The sequence below is a fragment of the Bradyrhizobium sp. SOJA106 genome (assembly GCF_059448745.1).
Genome location: NZ_CM182549.1, coordinates 166,899 through 187,116, shown reverse-complemented (window position 1 = coordinate 187,116; position 20,218 = coordinate 166,899). Strand labels below are relative to the sequence as shown.

The following is a 20,218-nucleotide window of genomic DNA, read 5'->3' as shown; positions in this document are numbered from 1 at the left end:
TCCCGGGCAAGCGAAGCGCGACCCGGGACCCGTAACCACAGGGCATTATTTGAGCCAAGGCTGGAGCCGCTATCTTTTCCAATAAGGAATGCCGGTGGTTATGGATCCCTGCTGTCGCAGGGACGACAGCGGATAGATAGTGGACTGAGCCGGAATTACAAAATAAACCGGCTCAAATCGGCGTTCTTGGCGAGGTCGCCGACGTGCTTCTGCACGAAATCGGCATCGACCTTGACGGTCTCGCCGCTGCGGTCGGGGGCGGTGAAGGAGATCTCGTCGAGCACCCGCTCCATCACGGTCTGCAGCCGCCGCGCGCCGATGTTCTCGACGGTGGAATTGACGGCGACCGCGACGTCGGCGAGCGCGTCGACGGCGCTGTCGGTGATGTCGAGCGTGACGCCCTCGGTCTGCATCAGGGCGACATATTGCTTGATCAGCGAGGCCTCGGGCTCGGTCAGGATGCGGCGCATGTCGTCGCGGGTCAGCGCCTGCAATTCGACGCGGATCGGCAGGCGGCCCTGCAATTCCGGCAACAGGTCCGACGGTTTGGCGACGTGGAAGGCGCCCGAGGCAATGAACAGGATGTGGTCGGTCTTCACCGCGCCGTGCTTGGTCGAGACCGTGGTGCCTTCGATCAGCGGCAAGAGGTCGCGCTGCACGCCCTCGCGCGAGACGTCGCCGGCGGCGCGGCCTTCGCGCGCGCAGATCTTGTCGATCTCGTCCAGGAACACGATACCGTTGTTCTCGACGGCGCTGATCGCCTCCAGCGTCAGCTGATCGGAATCGAGCAGCTTGTCGGATTCCTCGTTGACGAGGATCTCGTGCGAGCCTTCCACCGTCAGCCGCCGCGTCTTGGGACGGCCGCCGAGCTTGCCGAAAATGTCCCCGATAGAGATCGCGCCCATCTGCGCGCCCGGCAGGCCCGGGATCTCGAACATCGGCATGCCGCCGCCGGACGATTGCGTCTCGATCTCGATTTCCTTGTCGTTGAGCTCGCCGGCCCGCAGCTTCTTGCGGAAGGATTCCCGCGTCGCGGAGCTGGAGTTGGCGCCGACCAGCGCGTCGAGCACGCGCTCCTCGGCGGCGAGCTGCGCGCGTGCGTGCACATCCTTGCGCTTGCGCTCGCGGACCTGGGCGATCGCGACCTCGACGAGATCGCGGATGATCTGCTCGACATCGCGGCCGACATAGCCGACCTCGGTGAACTTCGTGGCTTCCACCTTCAGGAACGGCGCGTTCGCAAGCTTGGCGAGCCGCCGCGCGATCTCCGTCTTGCCGACGCCGGTGGGCCCGATCATCAAGATGTTCTTCGGCAGCACCTCTTCACGCAGCGAGCCTTCAAGCTGCTGCCGGCGCCAGCGGTTGCGCAGCGCGATCGAGACGGCGCGCTTGGCGTCGGCCTGGCCGACGATGAAACGGTCGAGTTCGGATACGATTTCGCGGGGAGAGAAGTCTGTCATGTCTGCTTAGCTAGGGCGGGAGGCGGCCAAGGACAAGCCGCATTTTAGGTCAGATGATGGGCGGGCCCGATTGCCATTGTTTCACGGCCTCGAGCGGATGGATCAGCATCAATACATTGAGCGTCAGATTGTCGCGAATGTGGAGCGCCAGCATGGTTTCGAAGGCGAGCCCGGTGAGGACCGTCAACGTGACAGGCAGCATGCGCGCGGCGAGGAACCCGATTGTCATGAACAGCGTGTCGGAGACCGAATTCACGATGCTGTCGCCGTAATAATCCAGCGAGATCGTACCGGCGCGGTAGCGCTCGATGATGAAGGGCGAATTCTCGACAATCTCCCAGGCGCCTTCGATCAGCATTGCGATGATCAACCGGACGGGCCATGAGAGGCGCAGCAGCGGCAGCTGCGCGAACAGCAGCCAGGTCAAGCCATAGAACAGGAAGCCGTGCAGCACGTGCGAGAAACTGTACCAGTCGGCGATGTGCTGCGAGTTCTCCGCGCTGTTCACGACGCCGTGCCAGAGCTTGACATAGCCGCAGGTGCAGATCGGCACGCGCCCCATCGCTGATAGGATCGAGGCTTGCAGCGCGAGCAGCAGCAGCGCGGTGCCGACCCAGGCGAGCGGCGACACTGCGGCCCTGCTGTCGTGCGTGCTTGTCAGCGTCACGGCTCGCGCACCATCAGCAGCGCCGTCCCGTCGGGCGTCTCGACCATGCGGTCGCGGATGAAGCCGGCTTTCTCATATGCGCGCAGAGCTCGCGCATTGAGCGGATCCGGATCGGTCACCATGCGCGGCAGGCCTCGCCGGAAGCACTCATCGACAAATTGTCGGATGAACGCCGAGCCGTGGCCGCGCCCGACCATGTCGCTTTCGCCGATGAACTGGTCGATCCCACGCGTGCCCTCCGGTTGCGGCCCGAAGCCCGTATTCCAGGCGGTCAGGCGGTAGCACTGAAGATAGCCGAACGGCCTGTCAGCGGCCAACACGATGAACTGGTCCATGGCGGGCTCAACGAGATCGCCACTGACGAGCGAAAACTGCTCGTCCGGATCGCCCCACCATTCTCGCACATGGACCTCACCCAGCCACCGCCGGATCAGCGGCAGATCGGCTGTGGTCATGGGGTAGAAGGTGTAGGTAGGGTTCATCTAGCGCCGTCGATGATGCTGCGCCCCCTCTCCCGCGAACCCGAGAGGTGCCAGCCCGGAGCTCCGCTGTCGGACACAGCCCTAGCCCGTCGCCAGGCTCTCGATCGTCAAATTGCGGTTGGTGTAGACGCAGATGTCGGCGGCGATGTCGAGGGAGCGGCGGACGATGGTCTCGGCGTCCTTGTCGGTGTCGATCAGGGCCCGCGCGGCCGCCAGCGCATAATTGCCGCCGGAGCCGATCGCCATCACGCCGGCCTCGGGCTCGAGCACGTCGCCGGTGCCGGTTAGCACCAGGGAGACGTCCTTGTCGGCCACGATCATCATGGCCTCCAGCCGCCTGAGGTAACGATCGGTACGCCAATCCTTGGCGAGCTCCACGGCGGCCCTCGTCAGCTGCCCCGGATATTGCTCGAGCTTGCTCTCCAGCCGCTCAAACAGGGTGAAGGCGTCGGCGGTCGCCCCGGCGAAGCCGCCGATGACGTCGCCCTTGCCGAGCTTGCGGACCTTCTTGGCGTTTGACTTGATCACGGTTTGGCCGATCGAGACCTGGCCGTCGCCGCCGACCACCACCTTGCCGCCCTTGCGGACCGTCAAGATCGTGGTGCCGTGCCAGCCCGGCGAGCTGTTGTGGGAATCCTGCATGAATGACCCTCGTTGTCCGGGCTGATTTAGGGGGTCGAGGGCGGGGGCACAACGGGGCCGTTCCGGGCCGAATTTCACTCACCATAGGCAGAAGTAGAGGCCCGGCCAGCCGTTCCCGCAGTAGCGAATGCGTCATTTGGCTGTTAAGAGACTGGCGTTTTCGGCCAAACGGGCATGATCCGGAAAGTGGGCACCGGTTTTCCGAAGGGTCATGCCCAACTAACTGCGAAAGCTTTCAATGCGCACTGCGACGATCAAGCGCAAGACCAAGGAAACCGACATCGAGGTCACCGTGAACCTCGATGGCACCGGCGTGGCCAACATCGCGACCGGCATCGGCTTTTTCGACCATATGCTCGATCTCCTCGCCCGCCATTCCCGCATCGACCTCATGGTCAAGGCGGTCGGCGACCTGCACATTGATTATCACCATACCACCGAAGACACCGGCATCGCGCTCGGCCAGGCGGTCAAGCAGGCGCTCGGCAATATGGCGGGCATCACCCGCTATGCCGGCGTGCACATGCCCATGGACGAGACGCTGTCGCGCGTGGTCATCGACATCTCGGGCCGCCCGTTCCTGGTGTTCAAGGCCGACTTCCCCCGCGACAAGATCGGTGAGTTCGACACCGAGCTGGTGCGCGAGTGGTTTCAGGCCTTCGCCATCAATGCCGGCGTGACTCTCCACGTCGAGACCCTATATGGCGATAACAGCCATCATATCGCCGAGTCCTGCTTCAAGGGTCTGGCGCGGGCGCTGCGGACTGCGGTCGCGATCGACCCCAAAGCGGCGGGCGAGATCCCGTCCACCAAGGGCTCGCTCGGCGGCTGACGTCTGCCTCGGGCGGCACGCGCCGCCAGCGGTATCACTGAATTTCGAGAACGGGGCATCGCCATGCCTGTCTACACAGTTCATGCTCCCTCTCCCGCCGCAGCCGATCTGCGCGCGACCGACCAGTTCGTGTTCGTGCGCGACGGTTTTCACTTCTGGGCAATGATCTTCGGGCCGTTCTGGCTATTGTGGAACCGGCTTTGGCTGGCGCTGATCGGTTGGATCGTGTTCCTGGCTGCATTCGATGCCGGGTTGCACAGCCTCGGCGTCGGCCGCCGCGCCGTTTTCTTCGCGAACATCATCATCGCGCTCCTGATGGGTCTCGAGGCCTCGAGCCTGCGCCGCTGGACCCTGTCGCGGGGCAAATGGCGGCAGCTCGACGTCGTCATTGCCGACGACGAGGACACTGCCGAGCGGCGCTTCTTCGAGCGCTGGAGCCAGAAGCAGCACGGCATCGTCAACGATCAATGGGCCGTCGATCGCGGCGGTCCGCCGCCGACCCGCAGCGTGCCCGGCCAGCCATTCTCGAACCCGCCGCCAATTCCGGCCGGCGGCATCATTGGTTTGTTTCCAGAACCGGGAGGGTCAAGATGAGCGTCGCCATCATCGATTACGGTTCTGGGAATCTTCATTCCGCCGCGAAAGCCTTCGAGCGCGCTGCGCGCAGCCTGGAAAATCCGCAAAAGGTTTTCGTCACCAGCGATCCCGATCAGGCCTATGAGGCTGACCGTCTGGTGCTGCCTGGTGTCGGCGCCTTCGCCGATTGCCGGCGCGGGCTCGATGCGGTCAACGGCATGGTCGAGGCGATCACGGAAGCCGTGCGCGTCAAGGCGCGGCCGTTCTTCGGCATTTGCGTCGGCATGCAGCTGATGGCGAGCCGCGGCAAGGAGCATGTCATCACCGAAGGCCTGAACTGGATCGGCGGCGACGTCGAGAAGATCACGCCGCGCGACGAGAACCTGAAGATCCCGCACATGGGCTGGAATACGCTCGAGGTGCTCAGGGATCATCCGGTGCTGAACAAGCTGCCGCTCGGCCTCAACGGCCAGCACGCTTATTTCGTGCACTCCTACCACCTCAACCCCGCCAGTGAAGCGGACGTGCTCGCGCGCGCCGATTACGGCGGGCCAGTCACCGCGATCGTCGCCAAGGATACCGCGGTCGGCACGCAGTTTCACCCCGAGAAGAGCCAGCGTTTCGGCCTGGCGCTGATCTCGAACTTCTTGCGATGGAAACCGTGATTCTCTTTCCCGCGATCGACCTTAAGAACGGCCAATGCGTGCGCCTCGAGCAGGGCGACATGGCGCGCGCGACCGTGTTCAACCTCGATCCGGCCGCGCAGGCGCAGAGCTTTGCCGGGCAGGGTTTTGAATATCTCCACGTCGTCGATCTCGACGGCGCCTTTGCCGGCAAGCCGGTGAATGCCGAGGCCGTCGAGGCGATGCTGAAGACGATCAATATCCCGGTGCAGCTTGGCGGCGGCATTCGCGATCTCAAGACCGTCGAAGCCTGGCTCAATAAGGGCATTACCCGCGTCATCATCGGCACCGCCGCCGTGCGCGATCCCCAGCTGGTGAAAGAAGCCGCGAAGAAATTCCCCGGCCGCGTCGCGGTCGGGCTGGACGCCCGCGACGGCAAGGTCGCGGTCGAAGGCTGGGCCGAGACCTCTGAGGTGACGGTGCTGGAGATTGCCAAGCGCTTCGAGGATGCCGGCGTTGCCGCCATCATCTTCACCGATATCGCGCGCGACGGCCTACTCAAGGGCCTGAACCTCGATGCAACCATTGCATTGGCCGACGCCATTTCTGTTCCCGTGATCGCCTCCGGCGGTCTCGCCTCGATCGAGGACGTCAAGGCGATGCTGACGCCGCGCGCCAAGAAGCTCGCCGGCGCGATCGCCGGCCGCGCACTTTACGACGGCCGGCTCGATCCCGCCGCCGCCCTCACCTTGATCCGCGACGCGCGGAGGAGCTAACATATGTTCAAGGTGCGCGTGATCCCCTGCCTCGACGTCAAGGACGGCCGCGTCGTCAAGGGCGTCAACTTCGTCGATCTGCGCGATGCCGGCGATCCCGTCGAAGCCGCAATCGCCTATGACGCCGCCGGCGCCGATGAGCTCACCTTCCTCGACATCACCGCGACCCATGAGAATCGCGGCATCATGCTGGACGTGGTCCGGCGTACGGCCGAGGCCTGCTTCATGCCCGTGACCGTCGGCGGCGGCGTCCGTGAGGTCAACGACATCAAGACGCTGCTGCGCGCCGGCGCGGACAAGGTCTCGATCAACAGCGCCGCGGTGTCGCGGCGCGAGTTCGTCAAGGAAGCTGCCGAGAAATTCGGCGAGCAGTGTGTCGTGGTCGCGATCGACGCCAAGCGGGTCAAGCGCCCGGGCGGCGACCGCTGGGAGATTTTCACCCATGGCGGCCGCAACTCCACGGGCATCGACGCGATCGAATATGCCCAGGAAGTGGTCTCGCTCGGCGCCGGCGAAATCCTGCTCACCTCGATGGACCGCGACGGCACCAGGCAGGGCTTTGACATTCCGCTGACCCGGGCGATCGCCGACAGCGTCCCCGTCCCCGTGATCGCCTCGGGCGGCGTCGGCAATCTCGACCATCTCGTCGACGGTATCCGCGACGGGCATGCCACCGCAGTGCTCGCCGCCTCGATCTTCCACTTCGGGGAATTCACCATCCGCCAAGCCAAGGAGCATATGGCCCGGCGCGGGCTACCCATGCGCCTCGATGCCTGACGACTCCGCTTCATAAAAATGCTACATAGGCCGGCGGTACCGGCTCGTTCGGCCGGACGTGTTTTGAGTGTTCTGTATGGCGCGTTTCACGATCCATCATCTCGCCGAGACCATCGACGCCCGCGCGGCGTCCGGTGGCGAGGCCTCCTATACCCGCAAGCTCCTCGACAAGGGCGCCGAGCATTGCGCCAAGAAGTTCGGCGAGGAAGCAGTCGAAACCGTAATCGCAGCAGTCGAAAACGATCGCGCGCATCTGATCGCTGAAAGTGCCGACCTGCTCTATCACTTCCTTGTGCTGCTCAAGTCCCGCGGCGTAAAGTTGGAAGAGGTGGAAGCGGCGCTGGACAAGCGCACGAATATGTCGGGCTTGGAAGAGAAGGCGTCGCGCAAGGGCGGCAACTAGCCGAGGTGGAGAGGTCGCGTCATGGATATCCGCGCACCCGAGCAGCAGTATAACCCCTACCGCGTCTATACGCGCGAAGAGTGGGCGCGACTGCGTGACGACACGCCGATGACGCTGGAGCCGGGTGAGTTCGACCGGCTGCGCTCGCTGCACGACCGCCTCGACCTGCAGGAGGTCGAGGACATCTACCTCCCGCTGTCGCGCCTGCTGTCGATCTATGTCGATGCAACGCAGCGGCTGTATTACGCCGAACGCCAGTTCCTCAACATCCGCGATCGCAAGGTGCCCTATATCATCGGCGTCGCCGGCTCGGTCGCGGTCGGAAAGTCGACCACGGCCCGCGTGCTCCAGGCGCTGCTGGCGCGCTGGTCGCCGCGGCCGAAGGTCGAGCTGATCACCACCGATGGATTCCTCTATCCCAACGCGGTGCTCGACCGGCAGGGCATCATGCAGAAGAAGGGTTTTCCGGAGAGCTATGACCTGCCGCTGCTCTTGAGCTTCCTCTCCGACATCAAGTCCGGCCGCCGCCATGTGCGTGCGCCGGTTTATTCGCATCTGACCTACGACATCGTTCCGGGCCAGTGGGCCGAGGTCGACCAGCCCGACATCCTGATCGTCGAGGGCGTCAACGTGCTGCAGACCGGCAAGCTGCCACGCGACGGCAAGGCGGTGCCCGTGGTCTCCGACTTCTTCGATTTCTCGGTCTATATCGACGCCGACGAGGCGGCGCTGCGGCAATGGTACATCAAGCGCTTCCTGGCGCTGCGCGACACCGCGTTCACCAATCCAAAGTCCTACTTCAACCGCTATGCGCTGCTGTCGGACGAGGAAGCCACCGCGACCGCGATCGCGATCTGGGAGCGCACCAACCTCGCCAATCTCGAGGACAACATCCTGCCGACCCGCCCCCGCGCGACGCTGATCCTGAAGAAGGGCGCGGATCATACGGTGGAAAGCGTGGCGCTGCGCAGGCTATAAGCCGCGGCGCCCCGGTGCCGTAGGGTGGGCAAAGGCGCGCTCTCTTCGCGCGCCGTGCCCACCATCGCTCGATATGGTGGGCACGCTACGCTTTGCCCACTCTAAAGCGCGATGAGATGGGGATGAATCGTCATCGCGCTTTAGTTTGTTGTTTGCGCATGATCTTTCCGGAAAACCGCTTCGCACTTTTCCGGATCATGCTTTAGGGCAGCATCAATTGCCGCTACACCGCCGGCTGCCGTGCCGCGGCCAGCCCGGCCAGTGCCTGCTCCAGCTTCTCGCGATCGAGCGGCTTGATCAGAAACCCGTTCATGCCCGCTTCGAAACAGGCGTAGCGGTCTTCCACCAGCGTGTTCGCGGTGAGCGCGAGGATCGGCGTGTGCTGACCGCCGGTGGCGGCCTCCTGGGCGCGGATGCGCTTGGTTGCTTCGATGCCGTCGAGCAGCGGCATCTGGATGTCCATCAGCACGAGATCGTAGGGCGTGCCGGCCGATGCCGCCGCGAGCCAGGATTCCAGCGCGGCCTCGCCATGGACGGCGATGACGACGCGGTGGCCGAGTTTTGTCAGCAGCGAGCGCATTAGCAGCGCGTTGATCTCGTTGTCCTCGGCGACGAGGATCGACAAGCCCTTTGCCGGGGCTGCGCCGGTGGAGTCGGCCGGCGGCTCCGGCGCGAGGTCAGGCGACGTGACCTCCGGCGTCAGCGCGAGGCGTGCGGCGAGCGAGGCGGCACGTAAGGGTTTGACCAGGAAGCCGGTAAAGTCAGCCGAAAACTTCTCGTGGCGCGAGCTCGACGTCAGCAGCACCAGCCGCTGCGCCGCATGCGCGCGCGCCAAGCCGCCAAGCCGGTCGGCGGCGGCTGCGCCGATCGCGCGATCGACCAGCACTGCGTGCCAGGATCGCTCCGGCAGCAGGGCTTCCGCGACCGAGACGTCGGACGTCATGCAGGTCTGGCCGCCCCAGCGCTCCAGGCGCCGCGCGATCAACGTGGCCTCGATACCGTCGGCGACCAGAAGAATCGATTTGCCGGTGAGGTCGGGGCTCGGGAATGCCGTCTGCCCCGCGCTGCCCGGTGATGCCGGCAGCGGCACCGCGACCTCGAAAGTTGCGCCCTTGCCCGGCTCACTGGTCAGCGTGATGCGGCCGCCCATGCGCTTGACGATGCGCTCGCTGATGGCGAGGCCAAGCCCGGTGCCGCCATAGGTGCGGGCGACGCGCTCGTCGGCCTGCTCGAATTCGCGGAAGATGCGCTGCTGCGCGTCGGTTGCGATCCCGATGCCGGTGTCGCGCACCAGAATGCTGATCTCGTTCGGCCAGGTGCCGGGCTCGACGATCAGCGCGACGCCGCCGCTCGCAGTGAACTTGATGGCGTTGCCGGCGAGGTTGAGCAGCACCTGGCGCAGCCGTGCGGCGTCGCCGACCACTTCCAGCGGCAGGCGCTCGTCGACATAGGCGGCGATCTCGAGCTGCTTGGCCTGCGCGCGCGGCGCCAGCAGCTCGGTGATCTCCTCGATCAGGGTCGAGAGCGCGAACGGACGCTGCTCGAGATCGAGCTTGCCGGCCTCGATCTTGGAATAGTCGAGCAGCTCTTCGATCAGCGCCATCAGCGCTTCACCCGACGTCTTCACCGCCCTGGCATAGGTCACCTGCTCCGGCGTCAGGCTGGTGTCGAGCAACAGCCCACCCATGCCGATGATGCCGTTCAGCGGCGTGCGGATCTCGTGCGAGGCCATCGCCAGGAAGCGCGATTTGGCGCGGTTGGCGGCATCGGCCTGGTCGCGCGCGTCGGACAGCGCGCGTTCACTCTCGGTGCGGTCGGTGACGTCGCGCCCGACGCTCTGTAGTTCGGCGGGCTGGCCGGCATCGAGCCGGACATAGCCTTCACGCCAGGCGATCCAGCGCGCGCCGAGCGGAGTTGCGATCTTCTGGTCGTGGACGCGCGTGCCGCTGCTCTCGCGGGCGCTGTCGCCCTGCTCCAGCACGTCAAAGTCAAACCGCGTGCCGACCAGCGCGCCGCGCGGCTGCCCTGCGAGCGCGCAATAGGCGTCATTGGCGAAGGTGATGCGGCCCTGGGTGTCGCGCAGCACGATCAGATCGCCCTGCTGTTCGAACAGGCTGCGCGCGCGCTCCTCGGCTTCCTTCAGCTCCCAATTGCGGTCGATCAGCGCCTCGTTGTGCGCGGCGAGCCTGCGCATCCGCTTGTTGACGAAGCGCAGGCGCATGCTCAGCGTGGCAAGGCCGAGGCAGGCGAGGGCGAACAGGAAGCTCGCGCCGATCGCAAACGCGTGGGGATCGTAGCCGGAGTTTTCGGCGCGGCTGCCGGTGACGAAACCATAGGCGCCGCCGAAGGTCGCCGAGAAGATCATGAAGGAGCGGATAGCGAAGGCGATGCGGGGATGCCGCCGCCTGAAGCGGCGCATGCGCACCTTGATCCGGAACATCCGACCCATTGCCACAGACCTTTACCCAAACCCCGCTGCCGCCGCGTGCGACGATGTCGTGCCGACCTTGCGAACAGTTTGAGGCCTTGGGGTTGCCTCCAAACAGGGTTGACGAGGTGTTAATGGCTCAAAGCGAGGCAGCCTGGAAATGGCGATGGCCGCCGCGGGCACCGACGATCAGCGCCGCCGCCTCACGCTGCGAGAACGTTCGCGAGCGCACATAGATGCGGTAATCCGCCGGTTCCTCGGTGGAAAGATAGATCACCGGGCCGCCGTCGACCGGCTGTGCGGCAATCGAGACGAGGCGGTTCGGCGAGGTAGCCTGGCAGGAGTCCGGCTCGGATCCGAGGCCGTCGTCGACGAGGGCGAAGTCCGCGGCGTCCGCATCGTCGGTGATCTGAACCCGGACCGTCGCCTTCTTGGGATCGTCGGTGAAGGCGACGTGGACGCCGGCGGTCCAGAACAGCGATGTCAGCTCGACCGAGGTTTCGCCAAGGGCGATGCAAGGATGCGAGACCGATCCGATCTCGCCGCGGGCGAACACCGCAGCCGCCAACAAGGGAACAACCGAGGCCAGGATCTTGAAACGCAACATGACACTCTACTCACCAAGGCCGCTCGGGAACTGTCCCCTGGAACGCGTGGCCTTATGGTTTGCAGAGCGTAAAGGAAACTCGTTACCGCCGGGTTGATGCGCGGAAGGATCAGGCCAACTGTCGCACATCCTCCGCGAGTGCGCGGTAGGACAAGGCTTCGGCGAGATGCAGCCGGCCGATCTTGTCGGCGTTGTCTAGGTCGGCGAGCGTGCGGGCCACACGCAGCACGCGGTGATAGCCGCGCGCCGACAGCCGCATGGTCTCGGCGGCGTCTCGCAAGAGTTTCTGGCCCTGCGCGTCGGGCTTGGCCACGTCCTCCAACACGGAGGCGGGCGCCTCGGCATTCGTGCGGACATTGGGCAGGCCGGCATCGGCATAGCGTGCAAGCTGGATGTCGCGTGCCGCCGCGACTCGCGCGGCGACTTCGGCGGATCCCTCCGCCGGCGGCGGCATGATCAGGTCGGCTGCGGTCACCGCGGGCACCTCGATGCGCAGATCGATGCGGTCCATCAGCGGGCCGGAAATGCGCGCCTGGTAGTCGCCGGTGCAGCGGTCGATGCGGCCGCGTTTGCAGGCATAGCCCGGCTCGAACGCATTGCCGCAGCGGCACGGATTCATCGCGGCGACCAGCATGAAGCGCGCCGGATAAGTCACGCGATGATTGGCGCGGGACACCGCGACCTCGCCATTTTCCAGCGGTTGACGCAGCGAATCCAGCACGCGCGGATCGAACTCCGGCAGCTCGTCGAGGAACAGCACGCCCTGATGCGCCAGCGAGATCTCACCGGGCTTTGCGCGCATGCCGCCGCCGGTGAGCGCAGCCATGCTGGCGGAATGATGCGGCGAGCGGAACGGCCGTCGCGCGGTCAGCGCACCGCCTTCGATCTCGCCGGCGACGGAGGCGATCATCGAGACCTCGAGCAATTCGCCCGGCGACAGCGGCGGCAGGATCGAGGGCAGGCGCGCCGCCAGCATCGACTTGCCGGCGCCGGGCGCGCCGATCATCAGCATGTCGTTGCGTCAATGGGAAAATGGCACCTCCGAAACCTTTGGGGCCCCAAATGAGCCTCTCCGGCCCAACTGGATCCTAATCTGGCGCGAATGCCCGACCCGATTTCAACCTTCTTGGGTTGAAGCCGCCGCCGCCGCCAAGCTCAGGACTGCGGCGTTCCTGCCCCGTATTATCCCGGAGCGTTGTTGCACCAAGGTTGTGTTGAGCCTCTGTGCAATCGTCCGCTATGGTGGCCTGCAATGGCTTGGGGGCGGCTGCGGTGGATTGGTGGGTTCTCGCGATCTGCGTCGTGATGTTGATCGGCGTGGGGGAGATGGTCGCGCTGGGTGCTGTGCTCGGTCTGGGCTACCAAGCTCTGCAGTGGGTTCAGACAGGCAAATGGCCCTCCTACACGCTCGGCTCCGAGCTTGGTGTCCCCCTCGACTTCCAGCCGACACATTGGGTCGTGGTGGACCGCCTGATCCACTACGTTCTATTCGATGTTGAGGCCGCTCTGGTCGCTCTGGCCTGCGTAGGGCTGGCGATGCCCATCAAGGATTGGCTGGGGCGGAACAGGGGGCGGCCGGCGCGGCTCTCAGGGGCCCCTACTGGCCCGTCTGGTGCCCCCAGCTACTCGGCGCCTGCTCCCGTATCCCCAACGAGGAATGATCCTTTGCCTCCCCCTGAGCTTGGATTACTGGGCCGCCTCGGTGTCTTCCTTGGCTGGCTGTTCACCGCCGCAGCGCTCCTTTGCGGAGCTATCGCCGTGCTGGTCTTCGTCAACAAGGGTGTGCCCATGTTCGGCTGGGCCGCTTTGGCGAGCGGCGGGGCGCTTTGGCTCTTCGGCCGTGGGGTCCGCTACGTCTTGGCGGGTCCAACGGTCCCGAGAGGTCCGCCCAAGGGGCCCACCGAGCGCTTCGCTGTTCCCCGTGTGCCCGTCCGCGTGCCCTCTGCCTCTCCATGGGCGGACCGCCCGTGATGCTCTGGCCGCGCTTGCTCTATACGTGCCCGATCTCCCTCCCGCGTTGTAATATATCACAGTCGGAACTTCAGCGGAGGCCGTCCTGCCTTGTCATAAACTGGTGCGCTCCGAGGCCTGCTCTTGGGGTCCGATTTAGTGCAAAATGCACTCCCTGTGTCTGCACTAGAAATCCTCGTCCGGCCCCGTGAAGGTCTTGGCGAGGTCGATTATCAGCTCGCGATGGTCCCCTGCCCATTGCTCTATGAGCCTCTCCGGCAGCCGCCCGTCGATCAGGTAGAGTGCTGTTGCTGTGATTTCGACGTCCTTTGTCAAGGCAGCCTCGACATTCTTCGTCCTCAGTAGTTCTGCAAGCTCCGTCGCCTTCTGATCAATCCACTCATCGGCGTCCCAAGCCTCAGCGGTCCCCCAGGTCGCGGGGTCGCGGGCCTGCTGCCATGTGATCGTCGGTAGCTTCTCCCTCTGTGTCTCGGTGAGGTCGGTTCGTCCGTTCAGCTCCCTCCACACCCGTTTCATGACGAAGGCCTGCCTTCGGCTTATTGTTGTTGCATCAGCTACGCCTTCAGCACTCAGCTTCCCGATGTTCTCCTTCGTAATCCTCCATGCCACCTCGCTTTTCTGGCGGGAGGTCATGCGCAGCTTGTCTTTGATGTTGCCTGCGAGGGCTCTGAGCCTCGCCTCGTCAAGGTCGCCCTCGAACACCTCCACCGGTATAGGTTTCGTCCATTTCACGGTGTCATAGGCCGCCAGCCGATGGTGCCCATCAAGGACGTAGAGCCTGTCCGCCACCGGCCACACGGTCAGTCGTTCCAAAGGCGTCCCTTGGTTCTTCAGCGCTGTTGCGAGCGTGCGGATGTGCTCCTCACGTTCGCGCTTATCCGCCCGTGCCCCTCCACGCCACTGAAACACGCTCTCGGCCAAGTGCAGGCTGCTCCGAGGTACGCTGCGTAGCTGCGGTCCCTGCGTTCCTCGGGGCCCTGCTGCAGTGCTCTCTGCCCTCAGCTCCTCAGCCGTCTTGCCGCTGTCCTTCGGCGTCACGACGTTGGCCCAGGTCACCCTGGGGCTGCGCTCTGTGCTCTTCTTCTTGCTCTTCGCCACTCGGCTCATTCCTCTTCCAACATGTTCTCGATTGAGTTCGCGTCCCAATCGAAGCGGCTCGTCATGAAAAGCGTCTCCTGCGGGTTCTCCGCGTGGTGCCACCAGATGTCCAAGCGCGCATTCTGCGGCCGCATCACCATCTTGCTCACAGCCCCCCGAAGCGCCTTGTTGGCCTCCTCAGTGTCCATGGGCTCCCTCGTGAGCGCCTTCTCGACGGCGGCCAGTCGCATGGTCACGTTGGTGCTTCTGAGGGCGTCCCTGCGCTCCAGCAGTTCCCTCAGCGCCTCCCGGTGCTCGTCAAGTTCGCGCTCAGCATCCCGGAGCCGTTGTGACGCGGCCCTGCTTTTGTCGGTGATGCGCAGCTCTAAGAGCTCGTTTACGAAGTCCTCACCTGCATCGACTGTCCCCTTCAACTGCTCGATTTTGGCGTCCATGTCTGCGGTGTTGCTGCCGGTCGGCGCATTGTCGAGCGTTCCGAGCAAGTGGAGCCTGAAGGCGCTGACGGCCTGGGCGTAGGGCACGCTTTCATATTTGCATGTCCCTGATTTCCCGTGTGCCGCTGCGCAAACCAAATACACCTGCTGCCCCTTGTTGACCCGAGTGACGGTGCCTCCGCAGTGCTGGCACTTCATGAGGCCCGCGAAGATTGACCGTGTGGGCGCTTTGGCATTCTTCCCTCGTGGAGCGGTGGTGCTCAGGCGGGCGTTCACACGCTCGAATAGGTCCCGGTCTACCGCAGCGGGGAAGCGGTGCGCGATAGGCTCTTGCGGTGTCCGTTCCTTGGTGCGCTTGCCGTCAATCCTCCGCACCGTGTGCGGCACAAAGACCCCAATGGCGGCCTTGTTAGTCAGGAGCTTGCGGATGTAGGAGCGGTGCCAATACTTGGCCTTCCACTTCCCGGCGCCCCACGTGTCCTCCTTGGTATCGTTGAGGTGCGCGGCGATGCTGTGAGCCCCCGTCCCGTCGTCAGCCATCTCGAACATCCACCGCAGCAACTTCGCTCGGTGTTCAATCAGCTCATAGCTTGCTGTCTCGGTGTTCCAGCGGATCCACGCCGGGAGCTTCAGGGTGTAGGGCTTGGTGAGCTTCTCCTGACCTGCGAACTTCTGCCGTCTGGCTGCATGTGCCTTGGCCACACGCACGCCTTTGGTCGCGCTCTCTTCGTTGGCGCGGATGAACTTGAGAACCATCATCATGAAGAGGAACGGGTCCTTTTCGAGCGTCTCGGCGCTGTACTCCCGTCCTCCATCGGAGAGGTCCACGACGGTGATCCCGTGCTCGATGATGTCTTCTATGACCCGCACCGCCCGTCGCGCTGCTTGCCGGCTGATGCGGTCAAGGCTCTCGACCAAGAGCCAAGAGCCGTGCGGTATCGTCCCGTCCTTGACGCGCTCAAGGAACACCCCCAGTTCGCCGGTCTCTCTATTGGCACCTGTGAAGCCCGAGACGCCCTTGTCTTGAAAAGTCAGCTCGTCATCCAAGGTGATCTTGGCCGCAGCGGCCCACGCCCGCGCTGCATCGGTCTGACGCTGGAGCGAATGGCCCTTGGCCTGCTCAGGTGTGCTGAACCGAACGTAACTGTACGCCCTCGGGAGCCGCTGCGTGTCCATGGGCTTCCCTCAGCGGCTCAGAGCTTCGCGTGTGACCGTGGCGAGTACGGTATCGACGCAACCCCACCGGACGGCTAAGCGGTGCGCCCACGCCTCCATGCGTTCCCCAAGGGCTTGCTTGCGCTCCCCTGCGATCTGTACGGCCCAACTGAACTTGATGGCTGCGGTGACGATGCGGTGGCTGGCTGCGGTGGTGATGCTGTTCATGTCTGGTCTTCCCTATAGCGCCCCCTATGGGCATTGGGAAGATCACATGAGGAGATGATGTCCGCCGGCGGCCGCGATCTCCAGCGCGCGCTTGGCGCTCTCCTGGCCCTTGATGTCGCGCAGGTCGAGCGTGGAGGCGGCGGCCTCATGCACCTTCGGCGAGGGGCGCGACAGCACCTGCGTGCCCTTGAAGTGGTTCGCGATCTGGATCAGCGAGTGAGCTGCGATGATCTGGATGTCCGGGCTCGCCCAGGCCGCTTCGGAGCCGCACGATGCCGGGCAGATCAAGCCTTCCTCGCGCATATTGGCGCCGATCGCGGCGGGGAGGACGCCGGCCACCGGCGCGATCGAGCCGTCGAGGCCGAGCTCGCCGAGCACGGTAAAACCCGCCAGCGCGTCCGGCGGGATCGCGCCGATCGCCGCCATCAGCCCGAGCGCGATCGGCAGGTCGTAATGACTGCCTTCCTTGGGCAGGTCCGCCGGCGCCAGATTGACGATGATCCGCCGCGCCGGCAGCGCCAGCCCCGAGGCGATCAGCGCCGAGCGCACCCGTTCGCGCGCCTCCGAGACCGCCTTGTCCGGCAGGCCGACGATGGCAAAGGCCGGCAGGCCCGGCGCGACCTGCACCTGCACATCGACCGCACGAGCCTCGATCCCCTCAAAAGCGACGGTAGAAACCCGCTGAACCATGCCGAACCAGCCTGCCCTCTCGCACAATCGAGGGTAGCAGACCCAGGGGCGCCGCGCAAGAACAATACAGGAACATTTCCGGAGCGCGGCAAGCCCTAACAAACCGTAAACGGGGCCCAGACACTAAGCCTCGAATGCGAGCGGCTGTGCTCAGCACATTCCAACGAATGTCCGCTACTCCTAGGGCTGCGGGATGGGCCGTGGTCTAACAAGTGAACAAGCAAATGCTGGTAAATCGCCGGAGAAGCGAACGTCGGGTGTGCAGCCGGCTCGCCAAGATTCATTTTGGCGCGGGCTCGCTGCCGCGGGATTGCACGATCACGGATATCTCGGATGGCGGCGTGAAGGTCGTGGCGGAATTCCTGGAAGTGCCGCCGCAATTCACCATCATCTTCGCGCCGGACTATTCCCGCCAATGCCGTCTGCGCTGGCGGATCGGTTGCGAATTCGGCGCCGAATTCACCGACTAAGGTCCAAAGCATCGCGACCTTAACGGGACTTTAGCGTTAATCGGCAAAGCATCTCTGATCAGTCGCCGAGTGATCAGAGTATGTCCAAGCGTTTGTCCGTTGCCTGTCCCCCGGCGAGATTTCTGCTTCCTGCGCTCCTGGTGCTCGTGCTCGGCGGTTGCCAGACCACCAGCCTTGAGGATGTGACCGGTGCGCTCGGCGGCAAATCGGAGACGGCGGGCAAGGCCGATCCGAAATCGGACATTGACATCTTGCGCGAGCGCTATCGCGCCAAGCCCGGTGACGCCAATATCGGGCTCGAATACGGCAAGGCGCTGCGCGAGACCGGGCAGCGCGCGCAGGCGGTCGCGGTGCTGGAGCAGGCCGTGCTCGGCCATCCCAGCAACAAGGCGCTGCTCGCTGGCTACGGCCGAGCGCTCGCCGACAACGGCAATTTCCAGCAGGCCTTCGACGTGCTCGGCCGCGCGCATTCGCCCGAGGATCCCGACTGGCGCATCCTCTCGGCGCAGGGCGCCGCGCTCGATCAGCTGGGCCGCAACGAGGAAGCGCAGCAATATTACGCCGCAGCGCTGAAGGTCGTGCCCGACGAGCCGACCGTGCTGTCCAATCTCGGCCTGTCCTATATGCTGCAAAACAATCTGCCGAAGGCCGAGCAGGTGCTCGGCCGCGCCTATCAGCGCAACCAGAACGATGGGCGGGTCCGTGCCAATCTTGCGCTCGTGCTGGGATTGCAGGGCCGCGAGGCCGAGGCTGAAATTCTCGTGAAGGCCGATCTGCCGCCGGATCAGGCCGCGGCCAAGGTCACCGCGCTGCGGCAGCTCCTGGCCAAGAAGCAGCAGCGGGCGGACAAATAGTCCGCCCTCTCCATCGTCCAGTTCCTGGTCCCTACGACGCCTTGCGATGCGGCGCGGAGCTGCGGCCGGATCTGCCCTTCAATTTCTTCAGCAGCGGTCCGAGCAGCGAGCGCGTCGGCTTCTTCACGTCGCCGCGGCCGGCGAGGCGGTTCGCCATGATCTGGAAAAGCTCGGTGGTGCGGTGGCTCCTGGAGACCTCCGCGATCATCTGGCCATTATTGGCGGCGGTCGAGAACAGCTTGGAGTCGAACGGGATCACCGCGAGCGGCTGGCTCTCCATGGTCTTGGCGAATGCCTTGACCTCGATCTCCGCACGCTTGTGCATGCCGACCTGGTTGAGGCAGTACAGCGGCGGCCGGTCGTTCGGCCGCGCCGCCTTGAGCACGCCGAGCATGTTCTTGGTGTTGCGCAGGTTGGCGAGATCAGGCTCGGCCACGATCACGATGTCGTCGGCATTGACCAGCGCACGCCGCGTCCAGCCCGACCATTGATGAGGCACGTCGAGCACGATGCAGGGCGTGGTCATGCGCAACGTATCGAACACCGCATCAAATGCTTCCGCGCCGAAATCGTAGACGCGCTCAAGGGTGGCTGGTGCAGCAAGGAGGCTGAGGCGATCGGTGCATTTGGCGAGCAGGCGCTCCATCAACGCGGTGTCGGGCCGGTCCTGCGACAGCACCGCATTGGCAATGCCCTGCACCGGGTCCTGGTTGTAGTCGAGGCCCGCGGTGCCGAAGGCGAGGTCGAGATCGATCACAACGGAATCGAGCGCGAGATCGCGGGCAATGGTCCAGGCCACGTTGTGCGCGACCGTGGATGCGCCGACGCCGCCCTTGGCGCCGACCACCGCGATGACGCGGCCGGTGATGATGGCTTCGGACGCCGAGAACAGGCTGCAGATGGAGCGGACGACGTCGAGCGTCTCGACCGGTCCCACCACATAATCGTTGACGCCGCGGCGGACCAGCTCGCGATAGGGCGCGGTGTCGTTGGGATTGCCGATCACCACCACACGGGTGCCGGGATCGCAGACGCCGGCGAGATCGTCGAGGCCCTCGAGGATGTCGCGCGTGCCGTCGGACTCGATCACGATGACGTTCGGCGTCGGCATCGAGTCGTAGACCTCGATCGCGGCAGCGAGGCCGCCGCTCTTGGCGGTGAGATGCGCCTTGGCGAGCCGGCGGTCCTGCCCGGCGGCGGTCACCGCGGCGAGCGTCTGCTCCGTCTCGCAGAAGGCCTGCACGGAGATGCGAGGAACCGGCGCAATATGTTCCTCGGGGTGCTGCGGATCGTCGGCCTCTTCGTCGTGGACGCTGGTCATTTGCCTGTGTCGCTCAGTTTGGCCCTGTCGGCCTCCGGATAGGTGGTCGTGGTCGTCGAGCCCTTGCGGTAACGGTCGAAGGCGATCTCGCGCCGTGCGGTATAGGCCGGCGTCTCCGCGCGCGGCTGCTCGAGGTCGGCAGGATTGTCGATCATGGCCGCAAGGTTGCGCTGGCTGGCGCAGCCGAGATTGAAGTAGGGCTGGTTCTCATTGTAGCCGGGGTCGAGGATGGACGGACCGACGTCCTCCGGCCACAGCCCACAGGGACCCGCGACAGCCGTGATCTTGGAATAGCTCAGGCGGATCGTCGGCAGCAGTCCGGGATCCTCAGGGCGATAACGATGCTGGACGATGGCGCGCGACGGCACGCCGCCGGAGGCGAGCACCGAGCGGATCTCCTGATAGGTCGCCGCTGCGGTGCGCGAATTCGCGGTGTCGACCGGCACGTCGACCACGACGGAGCCGGTGCCTTCGCGCACCCAGTCCCGGGCGATCCCCGCGACGTCGGCGTGCTGCGCGGCCGTGAGGCCGCCCCTGGCTTTGCCGACAAAGATCACGATCGACTTCTTGCCTTCCTGCACCGCGATCGGGTGACGTTGGCGATAGTCGGTCGGCACCGTCTGGGTCACGATCTCGCCGGTGGTGTTGCAGGCGCCGAGCAGGACGGAGAGCCCCGTCAGCGCCAGCGCGATCCGTAAGCTGCGACGTCGATCGGCTGTCGTTTTCGTCATCGCTTGTCCCCTCTT

At 64.9% G+C, this 20,218-nt stretch carries 20 protein-coding genes and 2 pseudogenes; 9 read left to right on the top strand and 13 right to left on the bottom strand.

Annotated features, from left to right (window positions below):
* Positions 1-155: 155 nt before the first annotated feature.
* The 4 genes from hslU to hslV all read right to left on the bottom strand — a co-directional run bounded on the left by hslU (position 156) and on the right by hslV (position 3,251).
* Complete coding sequence (gene hslU, locus AC5V87_RS00890) at positions 156-1,460, bottom strand: ATP-dependent protease ATPase subunit HslU (protein WP_456841726.1); 1,305 nt, start codon at positions 1,458-1,460, stop codon at positions 156-158.
* Positions 1,461-1,509: 49 nt separating this feature from the next.
* A complete protein-coding gene (locus AC5V87_RS00885; RefSeq protein WP_495369718.1) occupies positions 1,510-2,127 on the bottom strand; it encodes a DUF2585 domain-containing protein in 618 nt (205 codons plus the stop codon).
* Positions 2,124-2,609: a GNAT family N-acetyltransferase gene (locus AC5V87_RS00880; RefSeq protein WP_495369717.1), complete on the bottom strand. Its 486-nt coding sequence runs from the start codon at positions 2,607-2,609 to the stop codon at positions 2,124-2,126. Before AC5V87_RS00880 ends, AC5V87_RS00885 begins: the two co-directional genes overlap by 4 nt.
* Before the next feature lie 81 nt (positions 2,610-2,690).
* Entirely contained in the window at positions 2,691-3,251 is a 561-nt protein-coding gene (hslV, locus tag AC5V87_RS00875) for an ATP-dependent protease subunit HslV (protein WP_456841723.1), read from the bottom strand.
* Positions 3,252-3,489: 238 nt separating this feature from the next.
* Here hslV and hisB point away from each other — a divergent pair, with 238 nt between their 5' ends.
* From hisB to coaA, 7 genes are all read left to right on the top strand, one after another.
* A complete protein-coding gene (hisB, locus tag AC5V87_RS00870; protein ID WP_495369716.1) occupies positions 3,490-4,083 on the top strand; it encodes an imidazoleglycerol-phosphate dehydratase HisB in 594 nt (197 codons plus the stop codon).
* A 63-nt stretch (positions 4,084-4,146) separates the two neighbouring features.
* Positions 4,147-4,677: a DUF2628 domain-containing protein gene (locus AC5V87_RS00865; protein ID WP_456841722.1), complete on the top strand. Its 531-nt coding sequence runs from the start codon at positions 4,147-4,149 to the stop codon at positions 4,675-4,677.
* Positions 4,674-5,324, top strand: a complete 651-nt coding sequence (gene hisH, locus AC5V87_RS00860) for an imidazole glycerol phosphate synthase subunit HisH (RefSeq protein ID WP_495369715.1) — start codon at positions 4,674-4,676, stop codon at positions 5,322-5,324. Before AC5V87_RS00865 ends, hisH begins: the two co-directional genes overlap by 4 nt.
* Complete coding sequence (gene hisA, locus AC5V87_RS00855) at positions 5,321-6,058, top strand: 1-(5-phosphoribosyl)-5-[(5-phosphoribosylamino)methylideneamino]imidazole-4-carboxamide isomerase (protein WP_495372018.1); 738 nt, start codon at positions 5,321-5,323, stop codon at positions 6,056-6,058. Before hisH ends, hisA begins: the two co-directional genes overlap by 4 nt.
* 3 nt (positions 6,059-6,061) lie before the next feature.
* Positions 6,062-6,835 carry an imidazole glycerol phosphate synthase subunit HisF gene (gene hisF / locus AC5V87_RS00850; RefSeq protein ID WP_456841720.1) on the top strand — a complete coding sequence of 258 codons (774 nt, stop codon included), beginning with the start codon at positions 6,062-6,064 and terminating at the stop codon, positions 6,833-6,835.
* A 76-nt stretch (positions 6,836-6,911) separates the two neighbouring features.
* The gene (locus tag AC5V87_RS00845; RefSeq protein WP_456841719.1) at positions 6,912-7,238 is read left to right on the top strand and encodes a phosphoribosyl-ATP diphosphatase; all 327 of its coding nucleotides are present in this window, start codon (positions 6,912-6,914) and stop codon (positions 7,236-7,238) included.
* 21 nt (positions 7,239-7,259) lie between these two features.
* Positions 7,260-8,216, top strand: coding sequence for a type I pantothenate kinase (gene coaA, locus AC5V87_RS00840; RefSeq protein WP_456841718.1), 957 nt, complete (start codon positions 7,260-7,262; stop codon positions 8,214-8,216).
* Positions 8,217-8,439: 223 nt separating this feature from the next.
* Here coaA and AC5V87_RS00835 read toward each other — a convergent pair whose 3' ends face one another.
* The 7 genes and pseudogenes from AC5V87_RS00835 to AC5V87_RS00805 all read right to left on the bottom strand — a co-directional run.
* A complete protein-coding gene (locus tag AC5V87_RS00835; protein WP_495369714.1) occupies positions 8,440-10,665 on the bottom strand; it encodes an ATP-binding protein in 2,226 nt (741 codons plus the stop codon).
* Positions 10,666-10,783: 118 nt separating this feature from the next.
* Positions 10,784-11,251 (bottom strand): hypothetical protein, encoded by a 468-nt coding sequence (locus AC5V87_RS00830; RefSeq protein ID WP_456841716.1) that lies wholly within the window; start codon positions 11,249-11,251, stop codon positions 10,784-10,786.
* Between the two features lie 109 nt (positions 11,252-11,360).
* Positions 11,361-12,263, bottom strand: a pseudogene (locus AC5V87_RS00825) (YifB family Mg chelatase-like AAA ATPase); the annotation flags it as partial.
* A 1,124-nt stretch (positions 12,264-13,387) separates the two neighbouring features.
* Positions 13,388-14,320: a ParB/RepB/Spo0J family partition protein gene (locus AC5V87_RS00820; RefSeq protein ID WP_495369713.1), complete on the bottom strand. Its 933-nt coding sequence runs from the start codon at positions 14,318-14,320 to the stop codon at positions 13,388-13,390.
* 5 nt (positions 14,321-14,325) lie between these two features.
* Entirely contained in the window at positions 14,326-15,930 is a 1,605-nt protein-coding gene (locus AC5V87_RS00815; protein ID WP_495369712.1) for a recombinase family protein, read from the bottom strand.
* A 9-nt stretch (positions 15,931-15,939) separates the two neighbouring features.
* On the bottom strand, positions 15,940-16,137 hold the full coding sequence (locus AC5V87_RS00810; RefSeq protein WP_495369711.1) for a hypothetical protein: 198 nt from the start codon (positions 16,135-16,137) through the stop codon (positions 15,940-15,942).
* Positions 16,138-16,182: 45 nt separating this feature from the next.
* Positions 16,183-16,827: pseudogene (locus AC5V87_RS00805) on the bottom strand (magnesium chelatase domain-containing protein); the annotation flags it as partial.
* A 224-nt stretch (positions 16,828-17,051) separates the two neighbouring features.
* On the opposite strand from AC5V87_RS00805, the gene AC5V87_RS00800 reads away from it, so the two are divergent.
* Both AC5V87_RS00800 and AC5V87_RS00795 read left to right on the top strand, forming a co-directional pair.
* Positions 17,052-17,297 carry a PilZ domain-containing protein gene (locus AC5V87_RS00800; RefSeq protein ID WP_130364001.1) on the top strand — a complete coding sequence of 82 codons (246 nt, stop codon included), beginning with the start codon at positions 17,052-17,054 and terminating at the stop codon, positions 17,295-17,297.
* Positions 17,298-17,377: 80 nt separating this feature from the next.
* A complete protein-coding gene (locus AC5V87_RS00795) occupies positions 17,378-18,151 on the top strand; it encodes a tetratricopeptide repeat protein (protein WP_495369710.1) in 774 nt (257 codons plus the stop codon).
* A 31-nt stretch (positions 18,152-18,182) separates the two neighbouring features.
* On the opposite strand, the gene AC5V87_RS00790 is transcribed toward AC5V87_RS00795, so the two are convergent.
* On the bottom strand, positions 18,183-19,472 hold the full coding sequence (locus tag AC5V87_RS00790) for a CpaE/TadZ family protein (protein ID WP_456841713.1): 1,290 nt from the start codon (positions 19,470-19,472) through the stop codon (positions 18,183-18,185).
* Complete coding sequence (locus AC5V87_RS00785) at positions 19,469-20,203, bottom strand: CpaD family pilus assembly protein (RefSeq protein WP_495369709.1); 735 nt, start codon at positions 20,201-20,203, stop codon at positions 19,469-19,471. Before AC5V87_RS00785 ends, AC5V87_RS00790 begins: the two co-directional genes overlap by 4 nt.
* Positions 20,204-20,218: the final 15 nt, after the last annotated feature.